The sequence below is a fragment of the Colwellia sp. Arc7-D genome (genome assembly GCF_003061515.1).
GTDB lineage: Bacteria > Pseudomonadota > Gammaproteobacteria > Enterobacterales > Alteromonadaceae > Cognaticolwellia.
Map to the genome: position 1 here is coordinate 2668059 of NZ_CP028924.1, position 25930 is coordinate 2693988.

The 25930-nt window shown below is 35.7% G+C and carries 28 protein-coding genes; 10 read left to right on the top strand and 18 right to left on the bottom strand.

Going from position 1 to position 25930, the window contains the following annotated elements; translation table 11 throughout:
- Positions 1-44: 44 nt before the first annotated feature.
- Positions 45-668 (bottom strand): 3'-5' exonuclease, encoded by a 624-nt coding sequence (locus tag DBO93_RS11650; RefSeq protein WP_108456500.1) that lies wholly within the window; start codon positions 666-668, stop codon positions 45-47.
- Positions 669-1112: 444 nt separating this feature from the next.
- On the opposite strand from DBO93_RS11650, the gene DBO93_RS11655 reads away from it, so the two are divergent.
- Positions 1113-1994, top strand: a complete 882-nt coding sequence (locus DBO93_RS11655) for a mechanosensitive ion channel family protein (protein ID WP_108456501.1) — start codon at positions 1113-1115, stop codon at positions 1992-1994.
- Between the two features lie 140 nt (positions 1995-2134).
- Here the strand turns inward: DBO93_RS11655 and DBO93_RS11660 are convergent, their stop codons facing one another.
- Positions 2135-2314 carry a DUF6435 family protein gene (locus DBO93_RS11660; protein ID WP_108456502.1) on the bottom strand — a complete coding sequence of 60 codons (180 nt, stop codon included), beginning with the start codon at positions 2312-2314 and terminating at the stop codon, positions 2135-2137.
- 201 nt (positions 2315-2515) lie between these two features.
- Between DBO93_RS11660 and DBO93_RS11665 the strand changes: the two genes are divergently transcribed.
- Positions 2516-3598 (top strand): endonuclease/exonuclease/phosphatase family protein, encoded by a 1083-nt coding sequence (locus DBO93_RS11665; protein WP_108456503.1) that lies wholly within the window; start codon positions 2516-2518, stop codon positions 3596-3598.
- Between the two features lie 258 nt (positions 3599-3856).
- On the opposite strand, the gene DBO93_RS11670 is transcribed toward DBO93_RS11665, so the two are convergent.
- From DBO93_RS11670 to DBO93_RS11685, 4 genes are all read right to left on the bottom strand, one after another.
- Positions 3857-4321: a glycine zipper 2TM domain-containing protein gene (locus DBO93_RS11670; protein ID WP_108456504.1), complete on the bottom strand. Its 465-nt coding sequence runs from the start codon at positions 4319-4321 to the stop codon at positions 3857-3859.
- 69 nt (positions 4322-4390) lie between these two features.
- A complete protein-coding gene (gene lpoB / locus DBO93_RS11675) occupies positions 4391-4993 on the bottom strand; it encodes a penicillin-binding protein activator LpoB (protein WP_108456505.1) in 603 nt (200 codons plus the stop codon).
- An 18-nt stretch (positions 4994-5011) separates the two neighbouring features.
- Positions 5012-5488 carry a YcfL family protein gene (locus DBO93_RS11680; RefSeq protein ID WP_108456506.1) on the bottom strand — a complete coding sequence of 159 codons (477 nt, stop codon included), beginning with the start codon at positions 5486-5488 and terminating at the stop codon, positions 5012-5014.
- A gap of 33 nt (positions 5489-5521) precedes the next feature.
- Positions 5522-6943 (bottom strand): hypothetical protein, encoded by a 1422-nt coding sequence (locus DBO93_RS11685; protein WP_108457822.1) that lies wholly within the window; start codon positions 6941-6943, stop codon positions 5522-5524.
- A 434-nt stretch (positions 6944-7377) separates the two neighbouring features.
- Here DBO93_RS11685 and DBO93_RS11690 point away from each other — a divergent pair, with 434 nt between their 5' ends.
- From DBO93_RS11690 to DBO93_RS11700, 3 genes are all read left to right on the top strand, one after another.
- Entirely contained in the window at positions 7378-8205 is an 828-nt protein-coding gene (locus tag DBO93_RS11690) for a tetratricopeptide repeat protein (RefSeq protein WP_108456507.1), read from the top strand.
- Positions 8206-8789: 584 nt separating this feature from the next.
- On the top strand, positions 8790-9653 hold the full coding sequence (locus tag DBO93_RS11695) for a tetratricopeptide repeat protein (protein ID WP_108456508.1): 864 nt from the start codon (positions 8790-8792) through the stop codon (positions 9651-9653).
- Between the two features lie 334 nt (positions 9654-9987).
- Positions 9988-10767: a sel1 repeat family protein gene (locus DBO93_RS11700; RefSeq protein ID WP_108456509.1), complete on the top strand. Its 780-nt coding sequence runs from the start codon at positions 9988-9990 to the stop codon at positions 10765-10767.
- On the opposite strand, the gene DBO93_RS11705 is transcribed toward DBO93_RS11700, so the two are convergent.
- The 7 genes from DBO93_RS11705 to DBO93_RS11735 form a co-directional block, all read right to left on the bottom strand.
- On the bottom strand, positions 10754-12778 hold the full coding sequence (locus DBO93_RS11705) for a winged helix-turn-helix domain-containing protein (RefSeq protein ID WP_108456510.1): 2025 nt from the start codon (positions 12776-12778) through the stop codon (positions 10754-10756). The two genes, DBO93_RS11700 and DBO93_RS11705, sit on opposite strands and share 14 nt — an antisense overlap.
- Before the next feature lie 233 nt (positions 12779-13011).
- Entirely contained in the window at positions 13012-13788 is a 777-nt protein-coding gene (locus DBO93_RS11710) for a DNA-binding domain-containing protein (protein WP_108456511.1), read from the bottom strand.
- Between the two features lie 46 nt (positions 13789-13834).
- On the bottom strand, positions 13835-14704 hold the full coding sequence (locus DBO93_RS11715; protein ID WP_108457823.1) for a DUF692 domain-containing protein: 870 nt from the start codon (positions 14702-14704) through the stop codon (positions 13835-13837).
- A gap of 16 nt (positions 14705-14720) precedes the next feature.
- Entirely contained in the window at positions 14721-15179 is a 459-nt protein-coding gene (locus tag DBO93_RS11720; protein ID WP_108456512.1) for a hypothetical protein, read from the bottom strand.
- A 44-nt stretch (positions 15180-15223) separates the two neighbouring features.
- Positions 15224-15826, bottom strand: coding sequence for a DoxX family protein (locus tag DBO93_RS11725; protein ID WP_108456513.1), 603 nt, complete (start codon positions 15824-15826; stop codon positions 15224-15226).
- A gap of 678 nt (positions 15827-16504) precedes the next feature.
- On the bottom strand, positions 16505-16861 hold the full coding sequence (locus DBO93_RS11730) for a DUF2750 domain-containing protein (protein WP_108456514.1): 357 nt from the start codon (positions 16859-16861) through the stop codon (positions 16505-16507).
- Positions 16862-16918: 57 nt separating this feature from the next.
- A complete protein-coding gene (locus DBO93_RS11735) occupies positions 16919-17497 on the bottom strand; it encodes an SOS response-associated peptidase (protein ID WP_108456515.1) in 579 nt (192 codons plus the stop codon).
- Positions 17498-17674: 177 nt separating this feature from the next.
- Between DBO93_RS11735 and DBO93_RS11740 the strand changes: the two genes are divergently transcribed.
- Both DBO93_RS11740 and DBO93_RS11745 read left to right on the top strand, forming a co-directional pair.
- Positions 17675-18802: a GNAT family N-acetyltransferase gene (locus DBO93_RS11740; RefSeq protein WP_108456516.1), complete on the top strand. Its 1128-nt coding sequence runs from the start codon at positions 17675-17677 to the stop codon at positions 18800-18802.
- Positions 18803-18880: 78 nt separating this feature from the next.
- The gene (locus DBO93_RS11745; protein ID WP_108456517.1) at positions 18881-19474 is read left to right on the top strand and encodes a DUF938 domain-containing protein; all 594 of its coding nucleotides are present in this window, start codon (positions 18881-18883) and stop codon (positions 19472-19474) included.
- 176 nt (positions 19475-19650) lie between these two features.
- Here DBO93_RS11745 and DBO93_RS18785 read toward each other — a convergent pair whose 3' ends face one another.
- The gene (locus DBO93_RS18785) at positions 19651-19821 is read right to left on the bottom strand and encodes a hypothetical protein (protein WP_204100617.1); all 171 of its coding nucleotides are present in this window, start codon (positions 19819-19821) and stop codon (positions 19651-19653) included.
- 39 nt (positions 19822-19860) lie between these two features.
- The gene (locus DBO93_RS11750; protein WP_108456518.1) at positions 19861-20538 is read right to left on the bottom strand and encodes an alpha/beta hydrolase-fold protein; all 678 of its coding nucleotides are present in this window, start codon (positions 20536-20538) and stop codon (positions 19861-19863) included.
- Positions 20539-20778: 240 nt separating this feature from the next.
- On the opposite strand from DBO93_RS11750, the gene DBO93_RS11755 reads away from it, so the two are divergent.
- Genes DBO93_RS11755 through DBO93_RS11765 form a run of 3 tightly spaced genes read left to right on the top strand, consistent with a single transcriptional unit; the run spans position 20779 to position 24159 of the window.
- The gene (locus DBO93_RS11755; protein WP_108456519.1) at positions 20779-23610 is read left to right on the top strand and encodes a YdbH domain-containing protein; all 2832 of its coding nucleotides are present in this window, start codon (positions 20779-20781) and stop codon (positions 23608-23610) included.
- Between the two features lie 2 nt (positions 23611-23612).
- Positions 23613-23795 carry a YnbE family lipoprotein gene (locus tag DBO93_RS11760; protein WP_108456520.1) on the top strand — a complete coding sequence of 61 codons (183 nt, stop codon included), beginning with the start codon at positions 23613-23615 and terminating at the stop codon, positions 23793-23795.
- Positions 23796-23832: 37 nt separating this feature from the next.
- Complete coding sequence (locus DBO93_RS11765) at positions 23833-24159, top strand: YdbL family protein (protein WP_108457824.1); 327 nt, start codon at positions 23833-23835, stop codon at positions 24157-24159.
- 156 nt (positions 24160-24315) lie between these two features.
- On the opposite strand, the gene sigX is transcribed toward DBO93_RS11765, so the two are convergent.
- From sigX to DBO93_RS11780, 3 genes are read right to left on the bottom strand one after another with little or no spacing between them, the layout of a single operon-like run.
- A complete protein-coding gene (gene sigX, locus DBO93_RS11770; protein ID WP_108456521.1) occupies positions 24316-24852 on the bottom strand; it encodes an RNA polymerase sigma factor SigX in 537 nt (178 codons plus the stop codon).
- A 12-nt stretch (positions 24853-24864) separates the two neighbouring features.
- Positions 24865-25689: a mechanosensitive ion channel domain-containing protein gene (locus DBO93_RS11775; RefSeq protein ID WP_108456522.1), complete on the bottom strand. Its 825-nt coding sequence runs from the start codon at positions 25687-25689 to the stop codon at positions 24865-24867.
- A complete protein-coding gene (locus tag DBO93_RS11780) occupies positions 25679-25924 on the bottom strand; it encodes a hypothetical protein (protein ID WP_108456523.1) in 246 nt (81 codons plus the stop codon). Before DBO93_RS11780 ends, DBO93_RS11775 begins: the two co-directional genes overlap by 11 nt.
- Between the last annotated feature and the right edge of the window lie 6 nt (positions 25925-25930).

Sequence of the window (25930 nt, forward strand, 5' to 3'; positions counted from 1 at the left end):
ATAGTAAAAATACTACTTAAATTTATTGAATTAATTAATTTTATTTACGTAATTTTATTTATGTAATTTGTTAAGAGCTTATCTATTTGTGCTTTTGGCGTTTTAGACAGTCGCTTAATTAAACTAAAAGGAATGTGCTCTAATTCATAGCGTGTTTTTATATCGTCTAACATGATAATCCATAATTCAGCGGTCATTTCAGCATCAAATAACGCACGGTGAAAACTGCCAGTGGCGACGATATTTTTATAATTAATTAAAGTGCCTAACTTATGGTTTGGCGCATCCTGATAAATACGACGTGAGATTAATAACGAGCAAGTAAACTCGCCCAAAACTGAACGACCTAATCGTGCTAACTCAGCACCCAAAAATCGAGAATCAAATGAAGCGTTATGAGCTAGTAAATTACTATCGCCGATAAAGTCTGCAAAATCAGTCATTACATTTGCACAAGTGGGTGCTACCGCCAACATTCTATTACTGATACCAGTATAATTTTCAATAAAACTATTAATACGTCGACCTGGATTCATCAAGGCTTGAAATCTATCTATAATTATTCCATTTTCAAGCTTCACTGCTCCAATTTCAATCGCCCGATCACCCTGATCAGGCGATAAACCTGTGGTTTCAAAATCGAGCACAACAATAGAATTAGCTAACACTAATGCATCCTTTAAGGATTGATAGAATAAAGAGGGCGAAATTATCTCATAATTTTATAGATTACACATCACGCCTAGTGCTGAATAGCCAATATTAGCATTGGCTACTTTTCATAATAAATAACGATAGAATGAAAGTTTTAAAAATAAAAACTGGAGTTATACTGAGTGTTAACCTATTAAGTTAAAAAGTTATCGCTAAAGAGCTTATTAGCAATGAAGCTTGTCTTGAATTTGAACAGGCAGAAGTAGGTATTTCTTACACACCAGATTAACGATTTATAATCACTTATCATACTTATTATTAATGCCTAAATTATTATGAATTTAGTTTTTAATGCCGTAAATTATCTTGATTTAAAGGCTGAAATTCATTAATTTTAGGATACGTTATCAAGAGTCTTGATAAATAAGACAGCCTCTATCGTATTAAAAGGAAGTAAAATGGAACCCCTTAATATTTTAGTAACCCAACTTCGTGAAATAGCTCGAGGTGCTATTGAAGTTATGCCTCAACTATTAATAGCATTAGTTATAATCTTACTAACTTACGCTTTCGCTAAATTAGCAAGAAACATAGCGCAACGTATTTTGAAGAAAACTAAGCTGCGTAAGAGCTTAATCAATTTATTAATTTTATTCTCTTCGATTGCTATTTGGATTATTGGCATCATGATTGCCGCTATTATAGCTTTCCCTGGGCTAACACCTACTAAAATGCTTGCTGGACTCGGTATTGGCTCTGTTGCGATTGGTTTTGCTTTTAAAGATATATTTGAAAATTTTCTAGCGGGTATAATCATCTTACTTCGAAAAGAAATGCGCATTAATGATTTTATCGCCTGTGAAGGGTATGAAGGAACAGTTGAAGCCATACTCGTTCGTGAAACACATATTCGCCAACCAGATGGCGAGTTAGTAATACTGCCTAATAGTATATTATTTAAGAACCCACTCACAATTCGTACAGATCTTGATCAGCGTAGAACCACTATTATTTGTGGTGTTGGTTATGGTGAAAATGTTGACGAAGCAAGATCAGTTATAAAACAAGCCGTTACCGATTGTAAAACTGTTATCAGTGATTCTCGACCAGTACAAATATTTGCTAACGAGTTTGCAGACTCATCTATAAACTTTGAAGTGACTTGGTGGACTGGCTCAAAACCAGTAAACATTAGAGAGTCGAGAGACGAAGTTGTCGCAGCAGTAAAATCAGCACTTGATAAATCAGGAATTGAAATACCTTTTCCTTATCGTACCCTCACTTTTAATCAGCCTATTAGTGTTAATACTGATCAGAAGCAAGATGATACAACAGAATAGTTTAATGTAACCCTCGATAGAGTGAAGTGTTATCTCAGCGAAATAAGACTAAGCTGAGATAACAACACTCATTAACAAGCTTTTGTAGACTATCTTTCATCACTAAACGCTGAATTTTGCCTAATCATATTTTGATATATTCAAGATTTTTTCGAAACTTCTAGTGCTTTTATTTGCACTGCTATTTCTTCCGCTTCAGCAGTGATCATTGAATAACCTTTAATATCGCCGTTTCTCTGGGCATGCATAGCGAGCTCTAACTTAGCTTCGTAACGTTTATTTAATTTTTTTAATGGGTCTGACTTAAAGATTGAAAACATAATAAATTGCTCATTAATGAGTAAGTGCGTTAAAAAAGATTATACGGTGTAAAATGCTTTTTAGTTTTAATTTAGAATACTTTTTATAAAAACAATTGATTCGTTGGTTATTTTCAATAAAATATTTAAATTCACCTAGATAGCACAATTATTTAGTCCTATAGGTATAATACAAAACTCACTATTTAAGACAAAATCTATATGTTACTAATACTCTGCCTTTGTACACTGCTCATTCTCGTGCTTACCTTGTTGCCATTATCACGACATCCACATTGGTTTATCAGAGGCATGGACTTCCCGCGTTTACAATTTATGATATTTGCTGCGGCATTGTTAATTGGGCACCTGCTGCTATTAGACCGAGAAACAATAACCGCTCAAATCTTAATTTTTGCTACTGCAAGCTGTTTACTATGGCAATTGTGGTGGATATTGCCTTTTACGCCTTTATGGCGAAAAGAGGTAATATCTTCAAGTGACAACACAGCTAAAAGACAGCTCAGCATACTAACATCAAATGTATTTACCCCTAATCGTAACGCCAAAGCCTTAATTGATTTAGTCAAACAACATAAACCCGATGTACTAGTTACATTAGAGTCAGACCAGTGGTGGCAAGATCAGCTTCAAGTACTAGAAGCTGACATGCCTTATAGTGTGAAATGCCCGCTCGACAATCTTTATGGTATGCACGTTTATTCTCGACTACCGTTAGACGAACAAGAAATATGCTATTTAGTTGAACAAGACGTGCCTTCGATACATGTATGCTTAACGCTTCGAACCGGTGATAAAGTGCGTGCTCATTTTCTCCACCCTGCACCACCTAGCCCAACAGAGAATGAAGAATCAACAGAGCGAGATGCGGAATTAGTCATGGTAGCGAAAAGCGTTGCTAAAAGTCATCAACCGGTGATAGTAACTGGCGATCTTAATGATGTAGCATGGTCTGCAACCACACGATTGTTTCGCAAAATTAGCGGTTTGTTAGACCCTAGAGTAGGTCGTGGCGCATTTAACACCTTTCACGCAGGTTATCCCATTGCTCGCTGGCCATTAGACCATTTATTTCACAGTTCGCATTTTACGCTACGCGATATTCAACGTATGCCGTCTATCGACTCAGATCATTTTCCTTTACTAACAAGGTTGGTATTTACTTCACCGTTAGGTAATCAACAAGAAGGCATAAAACCTGAGAAAGAAGAAGTAAAATGGTCAGAAAAAATCACTGATGAACAACAAGTGAGTAAAAATGATGTACCAACGCCAGCAGAGTGAAGTGAATGGTGATTACTATTTTGATGGTGTAAATTGATTTTTACTACATAGCAGTTTTAATACACAACTGACTTATTAATCATTAACTTGGGTAGCATACACCTTAATAAGTAATAATTTAAAACATATCAAGCAACGTAAGCATTTAAACTTTACAGAATAAATCTATGCGAATTACATAACATTTCTAAAAAAATGGCTAAGTATTACTACTCAGCCATTTTACTATCATTAATTTTCACTTAGGTTCTGAAATATTTACATTTGTTTATCAATACGTACTGTGCCATTGGCGAGATAAACCATCCTAACCGCATCTTTTCGCTCGAAGAGCATACGGTGATCTAAGTCTTGTATCACCATATATTCATCGCCATTATCTACCTTTATCATTAATTCAACTAAAAGCAGCGTTTTCTCTTGATATATAGGGTTGCGATCATGCGCTATAGAGCCGCCAATAACTGCGCCTAATATAGTGGCTATACTCCGACCACTACCGCTACCAAATTGATTTCCTATTGCGCCACCAATAAGTGCACCACCAAAAGTTTTCCAGCCTTGATTTTTATCTTGTATCAGCTCTTGTTCAGTAATATTACGAACTGACAACACCTGACCAAATAATACCTTTTCGACTGGCACAGCTTTATTGCGTTCATAATCTGCATTTGCAAAGGGAATAGCCAACAAAAAAATTATCGATATATAAATTGCTTTCATTTTTCCCACCTTTTATTTAATAAATTTTAGTAGAAAGATAGCGTTGATAAAAACGTTCAACCTTAAAATTTACCAGCCTACAGATTCTTTAGCTTTAGTTTTACGAATTTCGGTTTCGTCGGCCCATTCAACTAAGCCACTTTCAAGGTCCATTAAACGAAGCGTGAATTTGTAGTAAACATCAGTTTTATCTTGGTTACTTTTTACTATACTCGATAAGTTACCGTATAACATGTACTGAGCACCAATTTGGCGACCAAACTGTGTGGCTTTGCTTGGGTCAACCATACCGCCGTCATGTTGAAACTTAAGTTGCTCTCGAGCAGCTTCTACTCGTCCCATATCAACAAAGCGGAACTTGCCTGAACGTAAAAGCTTAGTAGAAATAGAGTCTGTGATTGACTCAGTGTCAATATGCTCGCTGGTTTTGTTTTTTAAGCGTTCAACAAACATTACCGGGCGCGTATTTTGCGTTAACGTGCCAACAACGGGTGACAACAATAACGAGTCGGTCATTTGGGCGGCAACTTTTTGTAAATCTGTAGAGCCAAAATTAATATCAGTAGTTTCAACTGCGGTAGCATCACCGTAGCGAACAACTGATTTATTAGCACAACCCGCTGCAAATACTAGGGTCAAGCCGAGAGTGGTTACTAGTGCTAATTTATTCATAATACAGTTCCTTAACAATTAATATTTGTATGCTTTTTCCGGGATTTCGCGAACATAAACACTAAATGTGCTGACATTAATGTTCGGAGCTAACCCTCGTAAAGTTGTTGATTGTTTGCCATGAAGCTCCAAAGGAACCCAAGGTGTTTTTCCAGCCTCAATAACAAAGCCGGCTTCGTCAAACCAGTTGAAATGATATTGTAATTTTTGTGATTTCTCATAACGACTGGTTAGTGTTAAATTTATTTCCATTAAGTCATTAATTTTACGAGATTTAACGTCGCTTATAAATAACCGCTTCGCTAAGTCGGTATTATGCACCTCTAAGTGTTTACTAAAGTCATCACCTTGTGTCATGGCACTAGTACCTGTACCAGCAGTGACAGGAGGTTGTTTATTGGCACAACCAGCTGTAACAATAGTACTAAGCAATATCACCGCTAAACTGCTGGTGATTTTTTGACCCGTACTCATAGTAATTTTGCTATTAAACATATTACCTCCTGATTCATTATTATTTAACGTAAGTTATAAATTAACGGTTTGATAACCAAAATGGCTACCAATAGCTGAAATATTGATTAAAGTAATTCTATTAGGTTGAACATCAATTTCAATCGATTTTTGTTGGCCATCTACCTGCATTTGCAATACTTGTTTACCTGAAGAGGTATCGAAACGAATGATATCAACTTGGTCAGGCAGCGTGCTCCAACTGCGAGTATCGGCCTTTTCAGAAGCAATATTATAAATACTCGCTAAAATATTACCCACATTGCCAGCTTCACGGCTAAGTTTTTGGCGAACTTGTTCTTTGGCAACGACTCGCACGACTTGTCGGGTTAATAGTGACGGTAATTGATCTTTTAAATCTTTCGCCGCCAACGACTGAATTCGCACAATTTCATTCGTTTGATAACTTTGTCCCGCATTCTGTAGCGTAAGCTTATTGTGTTGCGATAAAGCTCCTTCATAAACAGGTAAAGAAAAACTAAAGAACTTTAAGCCATAACTGCTGCTACCTACTGGTAAGTTTAAGCCGACATCTTGCTTACTGTTCACAATATCGCGCTCAACAAGCACTACGATTTTACCTTGTCCTGTTGACTCTTTTGATTGATATTTTCCAAAACGTTGTTGAAAGCTAATTAAATCGTCTTGCATACCCAGTTTGCTGGCCAACCTTAAAACATCCTGTTGCAAGTAAGGGTTTTCTGGATAAATTTCTATCGCACGTTTAAAGTCTATATATGCATCATTAAATTCACCACTGGCTTCATACAAAATCCCCGATAAATAAAAAGTGAAGGCATTTTGAAAGCCATTTTTTACTTTACCAATAGCCTTGTCCATATTCGGGTAACCACCTTGCAAACTGTCGGTGCTCATGCCTGAATTTTGCAGCTCATTTTGGGCTTTATAAATTTCGTCTTTATAGACTTTCAAAGCCGTTTCTTGCACTAAATTTGCGCGACGAATTTCAACTAACGCACCAGATAAATCATCTTGGAATAAGTAATTAAGTGCTTGATAACTGTGTAACATACCTTGTTCGTAATACGGAACTTGATAAGAGATAGCATTGTCGTTACTCACCACAGCGCCTAGTTTCTCAATACCTTTGCTAATTTGAATTTTAGCTTTATTGCGTTGTTCCTCAATCTCGATATACGCTTGGGCAAATGTTTGCTGGCTAGCTGACCAGTTATTAGCTAAAAATTCTAACCGCCCTCTTTCTAGCAAACCTAATACATAGCTACCATTGCTAGCTGACCGCTCGTTCAATAGACTTTGCGCCATGACAAAGTTTCCTCGACGTTGCGCTGCTTTCACTGATTTCATTTGGCTACTATAGCCTTGAAAAATATCAGCGAATTGCAAAGAGCTGCAACCAGGCAAAGCGATAAACATGACGGTTAAAAGAATGTACTTAGCAAGTGATTTGATCATTTGAATTAATTTATTTCCGTAACATAATTCTGATGGATTATTGACCCTATTATGCATCAATCGCCTTACGTCATTAACTACTTTGTTATACACAAAAGTAATCTTATTTTTTACCAGTAGCAATAATTACTTTGTGGTTAAAATGTAAGAATAACTTTATATACCGCTTAACTTGAGCATGAATATGCTAATAGCTATCATTGTCACACAACTAAAAAAAACATTAAACACTAAAATAAAGCACTACTTTTCAGAAACTTAATTATCACATAAGAAAATATTAACTTTTATCATTTCAATTTCAACCGTTATTTTGCAAAGGTTGTGTTCAGGAAAACATAACGAGCACAGTTAATCCCTTGTGTTTGAACAATCTAGTTATGTCAAAACACTATCAATAACATTACAAGCAACACTCAAAAGGAATTAATAAAATGAAAAGTATAATTTTATGTACGGTATTTTGTTTAATTGCTTTTACTTCTTCGGCATACGCTAATATTGAAATATCAAAAGATCAATCAAGCTCTTTGATTAAGTATTGCCAGCTCGATGAATGTAAAAGCTATTTAAAAATGTATAAAAAGGCAGCTAGCCGAGGGCACGCAGGCGCCATGGCGATTTTGGGTCAATTTTATTATATTGGCTATGGCACTGAGCCCAACGAGGAACAAGCCATTAGATTTCTCAAGCGCGCTGCAAGATATGCCGACACAAGTGCACAATATAAATTAGGCGTGATCTACTTAACCAGTAAAGAAAATTATGATTTTGATGCTGCGATTAAATTTTTAAATAAAGCCGCAAAAAAAGACGATGAAAGGGCCAACCTTTTATTAGGTATCATTTATTACAACAATCAATTTACACCACAAAATTTTGTATTAGCCGATAAGTACTTAAGCAAATCATATCAACAGCGACACCTTAAAATTCCGGCGGTTATTGGTAATATTAAGGCCAACGTTTCGTTGGATAATAGTAATTTTCCTTTACTGTTTGAAGAGTTAAACAAAACCCCACTTTTAGTAGCAAACGATGGCGCGATTCAATGGCCAGAAGATGAAATTGAAGTAATAACCATTACCTCTCCACCTTTAACTAAGATCCTAACCGAGAATTTAATCGCTTATCGCAGAGCTATTACTACCACGGGCTCACGAATTCCAGGTAAGTCTTGCGGTGAGGTCATCGGTTGTTTACAGTCATTGGGCGGAAATTTATATGGCTTGGCACCCTTTATTAAGCTCGGTGGTCTTTGATGTTTGATGCAACGCAGAAGTAATTAGCATACACAGTTGCGGTAATCGCTGAGCAATCTCGCACTAAGTTTTTTATTGAAACTGTATTGCTCTATCTCGTTCCATTTAGCTATCATAGCTTTAAAAATATCTACGAATTGCCCAGCCAAAATGATGAACGTGATGAGTATAAAGATGTACTTAGCGAGTCATTAGAACCATTGAATAAGTTTATTTTAGGTCATGAAATTTTTTACTGCACAGACAAGTAATGTGGCTCATTAATAGCGCCATAGTTACAAGACTATAAAAATACAGAGCACCATAAAACAACGGAAAATCATCGTTTGGATCGAGGATTTAATATTTATCACTCTTAAAAATGAAAACAAAACATAAAAATAAACTCATAATTTATAGCTACTTAACTATTACATAAGAAAATATTAACTTTTATCATTTCAATTTCAACCTTAATTTTGTAAAGGTTAGGTAGTGCTCATTAAAGCGTATAACGCACACGATTAATCACTAGTGTTTGAACTATTTATTTACATAAGCACTATCAATAACATTGCAAGCTACACTCAAATGGAATTAATAAAATGAAAAATATAATATTGGGTACCGTATTTTGTTTAATTGGCTTTACACCTTTTTCGTATGGTGATGGGCAAGTAACAAAAAGTCAGTCGAGTTCATCTATGGACTATTGCCAACTTGACGAATGTAAAAGTTATTTCAAGATGTATAAAAAGGCAGCCAAAAGAGGCCATTCAGGTGCCATGGCGATTTTAGGGCAATTTTATTATAATGGTTACGGAACAGAGCCCAATGAAGATCAAGCTATTAAGTACCTTAAGCGTGCCGCTCGATATGCAGATACAAATGCGCAATATAAATTAGGTTTAATTTACTTAACTAGTAAAAAAAATTATGATCTTGACGATGCCATTAAGTATTTAGAGAAAGCAGCTAATAAAGACGATGAAAATGCTAACATTTTACTCGCCACCATTTATTACAATAATCAATTTACACCACAGAACTTTGCATTAGCTGATAAATACTTGAGTAAATCATATCAACAGCGCCACCCCAAGATTCCAGCAGTCATTACTAATATTAAAGCTAAAGTTTCTTTAGATAACAGTAACTTTCCTTTATTGTTTCAAGAATTAGCTAAAACTCCGCTAGTGGTGACTAACAACGGCGCTATTGAATGGCCTGAAGAAGAAATTGAAGTTTTAACCATTACATCACCTCCTTTAACACAGATTTTGAATGAAAACTTAATCGCTTTTCGCAAGGCTATTACTACTACGGGCTCAAGAATCCCTGGTAAGTCATGTGGTGAAATCATCGGTTGTAATCAGTCATTAGGTCGAGATTTAAGTGGTTTTTCTCCAGGAATGTTAATGATTGTTGATGCAACTGGCTCAGGTGGTGGTGGTATTTCCGCAAGATAATAATTAGCCTTAAAAAGTAAATATAATCAGCTAAGTATTTTTCCTTGGTTGATTATATTTTTGATATTGAGAATGAGCCCTTTCATTTAATCATCTTGAGATATATTGGCATTCAACATTTGTTAAATGCTATGATTTAGCCATTAATGATGATCTTAATACGTTATTGTTAAATCAATACAACAACAAAGCTTTACCTTGATATGATGTTACATCTTGTATAAAAAGTATCATTAGCAACGCTTATGTAATGTCTCATATTCTGTTCATAAATGAACAAGTGAACATTTATCCGAACGTCCAGTCATAGTAAGTTATTTAAAAGTGAAAATTAATGAATAAAACAATTCAATTATTATTTTTAACCATTACGCTTTTTATGGTGAATAGCCCTGCTACGGCTATGAAACTTACTCCATGTGATACCGACCAATGTGTCGATTATTTCAATAAATTTAAAGCAGGTGCTAAGCGAGGCCATATCAGTGCATTAACTACTATGGGTGAGTTTTATTATCATGGCTTTGGCACCAATATTGATAAAGACAAAGGTTTTTTAAACCTTAGAAAAGCTGCCCGACATGGTAATGTCAGAGCTTTATATAAAACGGGCTTGATCTATTTAAGCGATAAAAAATACAAAAATGTAAAAAAAGGTATGATCAATTTAGAAAAATCTGCACGAAAAGATTTTCTGAACTCTACTTTCTTATTAGGGATAGTGTATTTAAATAAGAGCTTTGGTTTATACAATCAAGAAAAAGCAGACAAATATTTAGCAAAAGCTTATCAAGATCTACATCCAGACCTACCAAAAGTTATTGATATAATTGAAGAGAAAGAAGATATAACGTCGGATAACTTTCCGTTGTTGCTGCAAGCAATGGCAAAAAAACCTGTGATAATAAATGCAAAACAAGAACGTGTGTGGCCAAAAAGCAACATCGAAGTTATTGTTATAGAATCACCATCTATTCAAGCTATTTTAAATCAACAAATAATCTCAATTCGTCGACCAATAATATCATTAGGCTCGCGTATTCCAAGTTATTCATGCAAAAGCTGTTATAGCACTTGGGGCGTTGATGGTTTAAAAGACTTTACTTTCCTTTAGGCAGACGTTTTTTAGATATTTTTATAATTCTGTTGGCTCGTGGCGCGTCCTGAATATTTATACAAGAGTTCGTTCTCCATACCTCTGGCTCACTGCATTGTGTATTTTCAAACGACTGTAGTGTTTGCTGCTCCAAGTTATATTTAATCATCTGGCTTTCATTTAACAAGTAAAGTTCACCATTTTTTATATACCATTGTTCTAACGTTAAACTCTCAAGTGGCGTTTCAAAGAAATGATTTTTGTCATTAATGCTAACGCGCCAAATGCCAGGCTGAAAGTACTTTATATAATAAAAATATCCTGCATCTTGCACCAGTTTATAACCGTCTTTAATATAGAGTTGCTCAACTTGTGTTAACAGATCATATTGATAGATATCCGTGCCATCAGATCGGATTTTCGTATAAAAGAGTAAACCTTCATATATCACTGGATCTTGAGCATCAGGGATAGATGTTAATACTTTATATTGGCCATTATTCTCTTTATTTAGCACTAATACCCCAAATTGTGTTGTCATGGCAATACGGTTTAATAAGCCATCAACGTCATACGAACTGATGTTATAGGAACGATCTAAAACGGTAAGTTGTTTAGCTTCTCCACTATCGATACTGGCTAACCACAGTTGGTTTTTTCCCGATTGATTGGAAACAAATAAAAACTTTTTATTATTAACTTGTTTTGGCAAAGTCATATTGGCACCGTTGAAGTGACTGATGTCTTTAACTTTGTTGGTAAGGAAATTAACCAGTGTTAGGTTAGTTGAAGCGTACAAACCTTCCAATAAAAAAATATTATTTTCATGGGCCATTGGGCTATAGACCTTAGACGTAAAAATAGCATTTAATGACTCAACTTGGTTGCTGTTGAAATAGCTCACACTAACACCACCATATTCGTTGATGTAGGTTAATTTTTCATTGGTTAGCGCTACAGTGTAAAGAATATTTTTTATTTCTTTACGCCAAATTTCATTTTTAAAATCATCAATATCATAGAGTTTAATCGTCGTACTAAACCAATTAGCGGTGCTCAACGTCACCAAATGCTTTCTATCAGGGCTGGTCTGAAGAAAATAAATTTCGCTATCATCATTTTCACTTTGTTCAATAACGCTTTTTTTCCCCGATGCAATATCTAACAAGTGTATTAATGATCTACCATTCAGTGGCGATACTTCAGCAACTAAGACTGAACTGTTGGTGAGTGCTGCCATGGTTTGGCTTGCACTATTTCTATTACATGACGTTATGTTACTTACGTCGGATAATTGTCCTGTCGGTAGTAAAGATATTTCTTTTATCAAGCACTCATTTTCTGATTTATGCTGAAATACCAGTGTGTTGTCATCAAGCCAAATGGGGTGAAAAGTATTTACATCGTCAATCTTGTGATCAATAACGCTATTAGTACGTAAACTTTTCACTCTTAAAAACCAATATTCTTGACCCAAAGTTCTTGCCGAATATGCCAAATGGCTGCCACTTTGATTAATGCTCAAGTCTTGTTTTTGGGTGTCAGGGTCTACAATAATTTCTGTTTGGTAAATAAATTGCTCATTCGGACGACTGTCTGACGAGAAATACCAAATTGTCGATAATAGTAACAATAGGCTAACGGCAAAAATTATCGGCAATATTGGGATGCTACGTTTAATTTTTTCGCTGGCTATTTGCGTGTCAGTAACCGCTGAGTTTAGGCCGATATAGAGATAACCTTGACGATTAAGGGTTTTAATAAATGTAGGATTTTTAGAAGAGTCACCTAATTTTTTGCGCAAAATAGACATTACGCGAGCAAGAGAGTGATCCATGACGACGCGTGATGGCCATAGCGCCAGCAATTCGTCTTTAGTTACAACAACTTCTTTGTGTTCAACGAGGTATTTTAATACTTGAAATTCTAGGTTATCAAGCGGAACTATATTTTGAGCATTATTGTCAATAATTAAAGCACTACTCAAGCAATCTAATACTATGTTTTTTGACAGTCTAATTTTATCCATAGTTCACCAGACAGTCACTCCTCATAGTAGTAATAAATTACTGTTTTCATAATATTACCGTAATTATTTAAATAATACTAAAGGTATATTAATGAGAAGTTTGTCTGAAGTAACCTTAGGTTAAAATGATGAGAAAGCCAAAACTCAATCAAGCCTGCTATAGTGATTTTCTCGCTATTAATAACCTTACTTAGGAACTTAGAAAATAGTGGCTAGTGGCTAGTGGCTAGTGGCTAGTGGCTAGAAAGTATACCGTCATCTATCCATGACAATAAATAATTCAATGCTAGCTGACTAATATCTTCGTTAGGGTTTTGTGATAACAGGCTATCACACAGACTTGCAAAGTCATGGCCCTTAAGCATCAGATTAAGCAAGTTGTGTTCTTGCTGCGATATTGATCTGAACTGGGTTAAACGTTCATTATTTCGCCATAGCAACCAAATATTAGCCGTTTGCTTTGCAGGCTCTGGCGCTTGCTCTTGCTTTAATGCTTGCCAAGTTTCTACGGTATTAAAGTTAAACATAGCAATTTGTACACTAGGGTGAAAACGAAAAACTAAACTAGGCCACTGTTCATGTGGAATTTCCAGCAAGCGCTCACGAGTAAAGCGATTCGCGTCTTTTGCGTCAAACGCCACCATTAATAACCGCTCAAAATGAGCTAACTCACTAATCAATGGATAATCTTTAAACGGTGCTTGATTGGCAAGAAACATAGGTAAAAAATCAGCAAAATGTCTTAATGATGTTTTGTTCGATGGGTAAGCTTTAATATAGCCGCTGACCATTTGATCAAATAAGTCATCACCTAAATACATCCCCAATATTTGGTGATCATTATCAATAGTTTCTTTAAAGCGCATTTGATAAGCATTTTTGTATATATGCAAACGAGCTTCACGACTAATACCGCCATGTTCTGCAACATGTTGCGCAATTTCAGGTTTATCGTCAGTTAAATAATTAATCATCTGCTGCTGCAGAGAATGTAATGAAAGTTTACTCACACTATATTTGCTCTTATTCTTTTCATCATTTTTCACTCGTATAAGATTATCTTAACGAGCCTAACGTTTTCGTGGCAATATTGCGCGCAGTTTCCACTTCTGCTAATAATTCCGCTAGCGGTGGAATATTATCATCTCGTTCGATCATGGTACTTATCCAACCGAAACGTTGTAGTGCTTTTTCGTAGAGCTGCCAGACAGGATCGGCCACAGGGTGATCATGTGTGTCAATAACATAGTCGCCATAATCACTGTGACCGGCTAAATGAAACTGTTTAACTTTATCTTTTGAAATACCATTTAGATAATCTTGTGGATTAAAATCATGATTACGAGCACTGACATAAATATTATTAATATCGAGTAATATTTCGCACCCAGAGCGACGCGCTACTTCATTAAAGAATTGCCACTCGGTCATTTCTGAATTTTTATAGGTTAAATAACTTGAAACATTTTCCAGCAGTATCGGCCGTCCAAGAAATTCTTGTACTTGCTCAACCCGCTGACAAACATGGTTTAATGCTTCATCATTGTATGGCAAAGGTAATAAATCATGACTGTTTTTTTCGTGCGCCCCTGTCCAACATAAATGATCTGAAATCCATTCAGGCTGTAATTCATTAGTCAGTACTTTTAACTTACGTAAATAGTCAAAGTTTAGCGGATCGGTTGAGCCTATAGATAAAGACACACCGTGCATCACCATAGGGTAAAGTTCACGAATACTGTGCAGATAATGCTTAGGTTTACCGCCATCTACCATAAAATTTTCTGAGACAACTTCAAACCAATCAATATTAATTTTATCATTAAGAACATCTTGAAAGTGCTCGGTTCTTAGGCCAAGACCAAAGCCAAGAAAATGTTCTGGCACGGGGACATTAGACAAGGAGAGCGAGCGCTCTCCTGTCATATTGTCAATAGGTTGATTATTCGCCAACCGTACCTCCAACATCGTCACATGTTTGTGCCGCAAGTGCTACAAAACCATGACCTTTACATGATGCTTGACCTTTACAGGCATTTTCAGCCGTTTTGCAATCATTATGACCTTTACAAACATTTACACCGTAACAATGCGTTAGCTCAGCAGTATTAACTTCACCACGCCAATCATCTTTAACCGTGCCGCCAATATCGCCACAGGTTTTTTCAGACATAGCTACAAAGCCGTGACCTTTACATGAAGCTTGACCTTTACAGGCATTTTCAGCCGTTTTACAGTCGTTATGACCATTACATTTATTCACGCCGTAACAATGCGCCATTTCAGCAGTGTTGCCTTTTGCTGTTTTGTTAGCTGGTTCTGCTGATACTGCTGAAGCGCCCATTAAACCTGCAACAGCAAGTGCAACTGCCGCGCCTTGAAATTTAGTTTTAGTGTTCATATTATTCTCCATTTATTGTGTTGTATTAAGTATGTAAAAATTATTTATGCGTTAGGTAATACTTTTCGTTTGAACCAGTAATCAAGACTGACATAACGGCCACCACCGATAAAAAATAGTGCTAATAGCATAATGAAATATGTTGCAGCAAACTCAATACCGTTATTTAAAATGGTGATATTTCCGCTGCTGGTAAGCCACTCGTAGTTACCGTGTTCTTGCAAGATAGAAATTATCATCTCTTTCTTTTCAACTGTTGCCTCTACTCGTTCGTTAGCAAACGGCGCATTAGCATCTGCGATCGCTTGCCAACCATATTGTCCGTGTACAGATGTCATGGCTATGATCATGGTAAACATCATAGGAACAGCCATTAAGCGCACGCCTAAACCTAGCAACAAAGCAATAGCACCGATAACTTCAGCGCCTATAGCTAATATCGCAAGAATAAATGGAAATGGTAAACCTAATCCCCAATCATCATTACCAAACCATTGCACAATATTGTCAAAACCATCTATTTTATGCGTACCCGCCATCCAAAAAATAGGCACTAAATATAAACGCATTAAAAGAGGCGCAATGAAGTCCATTTTTTTAGTCGCATTTAAAATGCTGTAACCTTTTTCCAATATTGTTTTCACCATGTTATTTTCCTATTCGCTTAAATGTAATGTTTAATGTTTAATGTTTAATTCTAGTTCAAATCTAATTCAAAATTGCCTTGCCCAAATAATTGGATTAAATCGAAGTATGGGACACTGCTTAATTTGACCTTGTAAGTTCTATAACCATTTCATTATTTTTTAGCCTTAAACACACTGAAAAAAATCAATGATTTTTTTGAAATATAAATACGGTTTGTCAGTTCAACGTGATAAAAATTAATAAAATAGCGATAAAAAGTAACACTAGCATCATGTAACTTTATGTAAACACATGAAACTAAATGTAAAAAATATTATTTTGAATTTATGGGATATATTTTGATATGAGGCAGTAAACACTTAAATAATAATGAAATTATGTATAACTGAATAAAAATCGTTAAAAAAAAATAATTATTTATTTTTTTATTTAATCAAAAAATTCATTATTTACATGTTAATACGTATAAGAAATAGTTTTCTAACAATAAGTAGAGTGTAAAAAGTGCGTCAATGGGAGGGGTAAATGAGTGCTATTCAACAAATACTTTGAGAGTACAACATTGTTGCACTCTCAAAACATTTAGATAACTAAAGCTAATAAATAGCCGAATCTGACCAATAAATACGTGTTAATTTTTGTATTTTTTTAAACTAGCATAGGTTTTACGTTAAGGACTATAAGGTTTCCACTTCTGCTAATGCTTGAGTAAACTCAGGAAGCTCTAATTCAAAACATGCTTCATTTTCTTGCCAATTAAGGCCAATAATAACGCCATCTTCGAGTAAGTCTTCAACCCAAAACTCCATCCATTCAGCAACAGATATAGCAGCAGGAACATAATCTGCCCACTCTTGTACACAATGACTTTTAGCCAGTGCCTCGGTTGACCATAGAGGCATAACCTCAGTGTTTTCAAAATTTACTGAATCAAGTACCACCCAGTCTTGGCTATCTTTATCTTGCAGGGCCCAAATTTCTTGAGTGTCTTTAACTTGATTTAAAAATGACTTTAAAGTTGTTTCTGTGCTCATTGGTTTTAATACCTTAATAACGTTTTATATATTATACGTGAATTTTAATGCTAGCTGCTAGCTTGTTGTGACACAGAGATTTTCATCGGAAATTGCTGACATTAATGATGATAAATTCGCTTGCGAGTTTTCCGGCGCTAACCATGCGTTAATATGCTCAGGTAAAACAAGCACGGGCATACGATGATGGAACTGTTCACACAATGGATTTGGCTTAGTGGTTAGTGTTACCACTTGAGGTTGTGTGTTATTGCCATAATAACTTATACCTGCCATATATAAGGGTAACGCTTGCCCATGACTAAAATAATATTTTTGCTTTTTAGCGCCCTCTTTTCGCCATTCGTACCAACCACTAATAGGGATTAAACAACGATTTGCAGCAAAAGCCTGACTAAATGTTGGCTTAGTGGCTACCGTTTCACTTTGAGCATTTATTAATAAACGCTTTGACCATGAAGGCTGAATACCCCAACGCATATTTACTTGGCTCAAGTGTTGGTTCGACTCAACAATGGTGGCTATTGTCTCACTTGGACACAAATTATCATTACTGTCGCTGTAAAAGTTAAACCCTACAGTGTCACTGACAATTTTACATAATGAATGGTTAATAATATTAAGTCTGCCACACATGATATTCTCTTAATCTCTTGGGTATATTCTGCTGTATTTGTCTAAACGTTAAGGCTAAAGTTTAATGATTTACTAGGGTCTTAAACAAATACTGTGTCTCGTATAAAATAGAGTATACCTATTAAATTAGCCATCTGTTAAGCTTCATCTATACATAAATAACAAACAGAATAATCATTGAAAATTGAAATTTTAAATAATATTTCAGACATTGCTGAACAAGACTGGCAGCGACTAAATACTGAGTCGTCGGTATTTTCAAATTATCAATTGTTTCAATGTTTAGAAGACAGTGGCTCAGTGTCTGATACCCAAGGTTGGCAACCTCATCATTTACAGTTACGTAATAACGATGAGAGTGAAATTAACGCTATATTACCGATGTACATTAAATCTCATTCATGGGGAGAGTATGTTTTTGACTGGGCTTGGGCCGATGCATACCAGCAACATAATATTCCCTACTATCCAAAACTAGTGGCTACTACCCCTTTTACTCCAGTAACCAGCAATAAGTTGTTATCCAGTGAGGTTGTACTTGCTGACATTTTTAACGTGTTAACTCATCATTGCCAACATCAACAATTAAATAGCTGGCACTTATTGTATTGCTCACCAACGCAGCACCAAGCTAAAGATGTTTATCAACGAAACACCGTTCAATTTCATTGGCTTAATCATAACTACCGAGATTTTGACGATTTTTTATCACGTTTTACGGCAAGAAAAAGAAAAAACACCCGCAAAGAGCGCCTTTCAATAATACAACAACACATTGAAGTAAGGCGCATAATTGGCAAAGACATTAGTAAAGAAGAGTTAGACTTTTTCTATTTAACGTATCAACTAACTTATCTAAAGCGCGGACACACACCACATTTATCGTTTGAGTTTTTTCGATCGGCAATAGAAAAATTACCTGAACATATTTTACTGATTATCGCTAATTGTAATGGTGAAGACGTTGCCTGTGCTTGGTTCTTTTTTGACGACAACAACTTATATGGTCGCTACTGGGGTTGCACTAAATCCTTTAATAATTTGCACTTTGAATTATGCTATTACCAAGGTATCGAGTTTTGTATTGAGCATAAATTAAGCTTGTTCCACCCGGGTACGCAAGGCGAGCATAAAATACAACGTGGTTTTGAACCAAAACTAACCACGTCATACCATTGGATTAAACATGCGGGTTTTAGACCAGCAATTAAAGCTTTTTGTTTACAAGAACAACAGCAAATGCGGACTTATCAAGCACAGTGCCAACAGCTATTACCGTTTAATTCGAACGATGAAAATCGTTAATTACACCCTAGATAAAATGAGTGAAATTTTGAACATTCAATTCAACAGTAATTTAAGTCATAATTTGAGTAATAAATCATGAACAAACCTTTCTCCCAAGCCTGTGAAAATAATAAATCACCTATATTCGCTTTGTTAACCAAAGCCTTTAGTAAAAGTAAAAGCGTTTTAGAAGTTGGCTCAGGTACCGGACAACATGCGGTATATTTTGCACCAAACATGACGTGGTTAAGTTGGCAAACCAGTGATATACGTTTAAATCATGAAGCTATCAAGCAATGGTTACAGGAGTATCCTGCAGGGAACTTGCTATATCCGATCGAGCTTGATCTTAACCACCCATGGCCAATTGAAAAAGTTGACGCCATTTACACCGCCAATACCTTACACATTGTTAGCTGGCCTTTAGTTCAAGCATTCTTTAGTGGGGTATCTCAACATTTAAATCAACAAGGAAAGCTCTGTATTTATGGGCCCTTTAATTATCAAGGCAAGTACAGCAGTGATAGTAATGCCGATTTTGATATCTGGCTTAAAGAGCGTGATAGCCAAAGTGCTATTCGCGATTTTGAAGCTATAAAAGCATTAGCTGAACAAGCGGGTTTGTTTCTGGAACACGATCACGTCATGCCTGCTAATAATCGTTTACTGGAATTTACAAAGATAAGCTAAGTGATAAATATATTGAAACTTCACTGTAGAAATGAAAATGCGCTAATAATAACTAGCGCATTTTTTTGCTTTATAGATAAGTCTGGTTAAAACGCATTAAAGCTGAGCGTTAAATTGAAGTATAAACCTCTTTTATTAAAACATGCCCCTGGGAATTAAAGCGTGAACTTCAATGACTAATCAGGGATCTTTACTGTAATTTCAATTGTTTTAGCATCACCCGCCAACCACTTCTGTAAATATACGCTGCCTACAGCTTCAGCTTTACCAGGTTCTGGCACTTCCTTAAATCGGATACTATTTTTATTCTCTTTTTCAAAAGCGAGCTTCACGGTAACTTCTGGCATTCTATTATCCTATAATTTAAATTTGGCTATTAATGATTATTAAACTAAATCTAAACGCGTAACTAACCATGAAGCAATGTCACGAATTTCAGTTGGATGAACACTATGAGCCATAGGATAAGTTTTCCAAGTAACCGGATAACCGTGCTCATTAAGTAATTTATTCGCCATTTTACCTGCGCTTAGTGGCACTACATCATCATTTTCACCATGCAGTTGTAAAATATCAGTCTCACGGTTAGCTTCACTAAGTTGCTCAGGCAAGGCGTCAGCATTAGGTAAGTAACATGACAACGCCATAACGCCAGCAAGCTTTTCAGGGTAACGTAAACCTGTAAACATACTTACCACACCACCTTGACTAAAGCCGGCTAAAACAATATTACTTGCTGGAATGCCTGCAGAAATTTGCTCAGAAATTAATGCTCTTACTTTAACTTCAGATTCAAGTACACCTTGCATATCAGCACGGTTATGTAAATCCATACTTTTAATGTCGTACCATGAACGCATAACATAACCTTGGTTAATCGTTACGGGTTGCTCTGGCGCATGTGGGAAAACAAAACGTACCGGATGGTTTTTAGGTAAGCCTAACTCTGGCACAATAGGTGAAAATCCTGCACCTGAGTCGCCTAAGCCATGTAACCAAATAACACAAGCGGTAGCAGGTAAAGTAGGTTCGATGGTAATTCGTTCTAATGGGGCAGCAGACATACTTCTCTCTTTATAATTGTTACTGTAAAAATGTCGATATCATAACGTGTCTTCGGTGCAATTAAAATATCCACTGACTAGGTAAAACAACAAAGTTAACCTGCGCTATTTTCAACCCTGTATTTAAATCAATGGCTTTGATTGATACTATCAGTTAACAGCAATAAAGTAGTTTGTATAAAGTTGATTAAAAATGGATTTAAACGGGCTTAACCCTGTTAGAAGGACTGAACTAAACTAATGACATTAGCCAAAAAAAGCTTACTCGCCTTTACCTTTATTATTAGCGTAATTTTTCTCTTTATTGTGCTCGCTTACTTATCACGCGTAGCCATCATAAAAAGCTTAAGCGAAGAAAAACTTAAGCCTTACAACACCAGTATCGACTGTATAGATTTTACAATAAGCATAGATTTATCGGTAAAAATAAACCGTTTATGCCTGCAAACGCCACAAGCAGATCTTAAGTTCGAAGATATCAGCCTAACACTTGACTTAGCCGCTCAACAAAAAATTAAGCATATCAACATCTCTTCCATGTCAATTCAGGGTACAACGACCCTTTTTAATACGTTAAAAGAGCCCTCACTGGACAATCAAGACCTTACAGCTAAGCAGCAACTGAAAGCTTATTTAACGCAACTTTCTGAGATTAATTTACCTTTTAGCATTAATGTTAAAGAATTTACTTATTTACCTTTTGCACCTGAAAGCGTCACAGGCATCCAGAGTCAAACTAAGAGTCAAACTAAGAGTCAACACTCATCAATACAAAAATACTATATCGGAAAATTTTCAGCGATAAATAATACGCTAAAGTTTTCAATCGCAGATCATCAACAAAATACCGTAATAAAAGCTAATATTTCTATTAACCAATCAATAGCAGCTAAACTTGCAAGAAATCAACTTCAGGTTGGCTTTGTAAGTCAGTTAGCCCCCTTAAAACAATTTTTATTAGCACATGAACTTCCCTTACCACCTGCAACATTAGAGACATTAGAATCAATAGCTGTTAATGGCGATTTTGAAAGTGAACTACATTATCAAGCAGAGCAATTATCTTTATCGAGTCAATTAAAAGCATTATCGATATCATCAATTGAGGGTGTTAAAAACAGTGGCCCATTTGCACTAACTGGCGCACTTAACCTAAATAGCAAAATAAATTTAGCGTCAGATAATACATCGACTGAACCATCGACTAATCCAGCAACAATACTTGATATTGAATTTCAAAAAGAAAACAGTTTACAGGCAAAATTTAGTCATCAACATTTACTTAATTACCTTAGCAAAACATCACTTTCTCCAGAACTTATTACGCTTTTAAACGACAACGTTATTCAGCAAGTCATAGTGAATCCATATGGTAATTTATCCTATGATTTAAATGACAAGAGGCTTTCATTAACCGGCGTAACGTTCAACTTAGCGATTAAAAATAATGAAACTAAGGTTAATCAGCTTGCCTTAAGTAATATTAATATAAACTTAAATCATTATTTACAAAGCGAGAACAGCCTCCTTCCTCAGAGCTTATCCACCCAAGTAAAAGCCAATAAATCACAACAAAATCAATTGAGCAGTACAGGCAATGATAATAACCAGCAAAAAAAATTAGATGAAATATTGCCAACGGCTGAATTAGATTTTAAGTTTGAAATGCCCTTACTTGTTTCAGCACTGAAAGGCTTTACTCATTCGCCAGTAATACTAAATCTCCAAGGTGTTATGCACCAAGAACAAACAAAAATCATCGTAAGCTTTGACGACAGTTCAACACTAACTAGCAACAAAATATCAATACCTGCAAACCAAATAGCAACAAATAATAAACAGCTGACAATCAAACAAGTTGCTATGCAAATACAGGGGAACATCGCAACAAGCATGCCTGGGCAAGTAAAAAAGAGCGTTCTGAGCAATGACCAATTAGAAGTAAAACAGACCATTGATGTTAATCTACATTTGAATAGTCAGGTTAATAAATTACGCTATGCAAATGTGGTTGAAATCAACTCATTGTCTATTAATAGCAATATTATCGGTAATATCGATGATATTAAAATACATGCTGCTGTTATTGCCGACAACTTACCTCTGGGGAACCTAGTGGTATCCGGTGCAGTCAACAAACCTAAACTGGAATTAACAGCAAAACAATTGCCACTTAACGACCTACTCGCGCTCAATATTAAATTACCCACAGATGTAAAATTAGTTGAAGGTACATTAAGTTACCGTGTGAAAGGTCAAATAACGGATTTAAATAATGTTCAAAACTCAACTTTAGATTTATCTGTTGATGTGGCGTCACTCAGTGGTGAAATAGCCAATATTTGGGTACAAGAGTTAAATTGGCAGCAAAATTTTCAACTTTTAAATGGTGTGTTAACTTCACTGAGCGAACAAAACTCTCCCGCTCAAGAGAATCTTACGGTTGCATTAATAGATACGCCGACACCAATCTCAAAGCTTTCAATTAATACCCGTTGGCATTATGAAAGAGAATTTAAAATTTCAGCCACCAAACTCAGTGGTGATATTTTAGGCGGTAGTTTCGCTATTCCCAAAATTCAATGGCCTCTCGATTATAAACATTCAGTTGACGTTCAGCTTACTCATATAGACTTAGCACAAGTATTGGCGTTAGACGAAAAGCAAGGTATTGTAGTTACAGGCAATATTTCAGGGCATTTACCTATTTTTTATGATGGCGAAAAGTACACTATGGAAAATGGAGAACTACATAATGTCAGTAATGGCCTAATACAAATAATGAATAATCCGGCGGTATCGAAACTTAAGGCCAGTAATACCCAATTGCAGTTAGCTTTTGATGCGTTACAGAATTTACATTACAACCAACTATCCTCTGATGTTTCGATGGCAGACGATGGCTATATGTTATTGGAAACCGTTATTAAAGGTCGCAACCCTGACATCGATAATGATGTAAACCTCAACTTAAATTTAAGTTATGACTTAATAGGCTTGCTGGAATCAATGTCAATTACCAAGCAATTTGAAGAGAAAATCATCAAAGGTTTACAAATAAATAAGGAGTAAATATGAATAAAATACTAACCACATTTTTAGCTATGGTTATAATCAGTGGCTGTACTCACCGGGTAGAAGTTAGCGCCAAAGAACCCATCACGATTAATTTAAATTTAAAAATTGATCATGAGATCAAAGTGAAAGTTGATAGACAACTTGATGACATTTTTAGTGACAATAGCGACGTATTTTAAGGAGTAATTAATGAGCAAACTTATAAGTAACATAACCATGAACATAGCCAAAAAGTTTATTTTTACACTATTTTCCACCACAATGGCTTTTTCTGCTTGGGCTGTTTCACTTGACGATGCTAAACAACAAGGCCTCATTGGCGAAATGAAAAATGGATACTTAGGTGTAGTGGTCAACAGTACTGAAACACAAAGCTTAGTTAATGATATTAACGAAAAACGTAAAAATATTTATCTAAATTTAGCACGTAAAAATGAAATCACAATGGAGCAAGTAATGGCATTAGCAGGAGAGAAAGCCATTAGTAAAACTCAATCAGGTCATTTTATTCAAAATTCGGCAGGACAATGGGTTAAGAAGTAATAGACTTTTAACCTTATCAAGGGGTGAATCTGCCCCCTTTTTATTTAACTCTACCCGATTCAACGTGCTTTTAATCAAAATGTACGCCAATTAATATCTATCACTGCATTTATTAACTCAATTACTTTAATCGACTGAGTAAGCTTGGCATTGATGTTAATCAGAATTCATATGATCAGTCAAAAATTCAAGAACCCTTTTGTGACGCATTTTAACTGCTGAGAGTTTCATCTCACAAATATCAGCAATTTCCTGAAAATCTAAACCCGTACGGTAACGTAACAACATAATATTACGATCATCAAAAGATAGACTCTCTAACATTGTTGAAATTAACGTGGTTATGTCGTTTTCTTCAGGTTGTTTAGCTTCCAGGCTGTCGAGGTAATCATCATCGTATTGCATTATATCCCAACGACGTTCTCTCATTTTATTTATGCATTCATGATGTGCAATTTTAAATAGCCAAGATTGAAATGACACTAACCACTTAAACCCTTTCAAATTTGTCAGAGCCTTAATGATAGTTTCTTGTACTGCTTCTTCAGCATCAGACTGATTACCAAGCACCTTAATACAATAACCTTTTAATTTAGGCAAGTATGGTGTGACCAGCTGTTGAAAAAACTGCGTGTCATAAGGTAACCCCTCTTGCACTAAAGCAACGAGTTGGCGTTCGTTAAACGAATTCAAATCAACAGTTACCTATTGCTTAGTAACTTTGTTCGCTAATAAAAAAGTATTAGGTATGGTAATGATCGTTTCGTTTTCCCCTATAACCTTAGTAGCAACACTGCCAATAGAAACAAGTGCGCCTTTTACTTCCTGTACTTCAATATTATCGCCTGTTTGATACATATCCCTAAGATAAACGCCCGCAACAATCTCTTGTGCCATAGACTTTGTACCTATACCTAAAGAAATGGCAGCAGCTAAACCAACACTGGCAATTATTACTGAAATAATACTATTTAATAGCCATACATCTACATCAAGTTGTGTGATAGAAAGTGATACCGTTATGATGATAATTATTCCACGACAAACCTCCGCCACAGAACGACCATAGTCAACACCCGTATTTTTTGAGGCGATTTTCACCGCGTTATAAACAATTTGCGCGGCAAAAAAACCACAAAGTAAAACGGCTAATGCCGCGAGTAGCTTGGGTAAAAACAATACAAGTGTATCAATTAAGCCCGACAACATATCAAGGCCGACTATATCTAACGCAGCTAATAAAAATATTAGAAAAATAAAGAAAGAAATAAGACTGGCTACAACTTGGCTACCTTGAACTTTTAAATCCATTTTTTTTAGCAAAGCTTCTAAACCGAGTTTGTCTAAAAAGGTATTAAAACCAATTTTGATTAATGACTTATTCAGCAAGCCTTTAATTATGTTTGCAATAACCCAACCAACCAGCAAAAATAAAAGTGCTACAATTAAGTCCGGCATAAAGGTAACAATTTTATGCCATATGGCGATAAGCCCATTATAAGTTTTATCGGTAATGTTTTCAGTGTCCATTACTTTTCCCTCTAGTATCAGCCTTATTATTTAATGTTGGCTTTAATACATTGATAAATAAACCAGCAAATACCACCCAAATAGAGGCCATACCCAGCGAAATTAAATCTTTACTGCCCTGTTGCACATTGGCTGAAGACTCAGCACGTTTAAATAATTCTTCATCTGACGTAACAAAAGAAATATCATCTTCACATTGAAGCGCTTCTGTCAGATTTTGTTCTATGTTGTTCATCTTTTT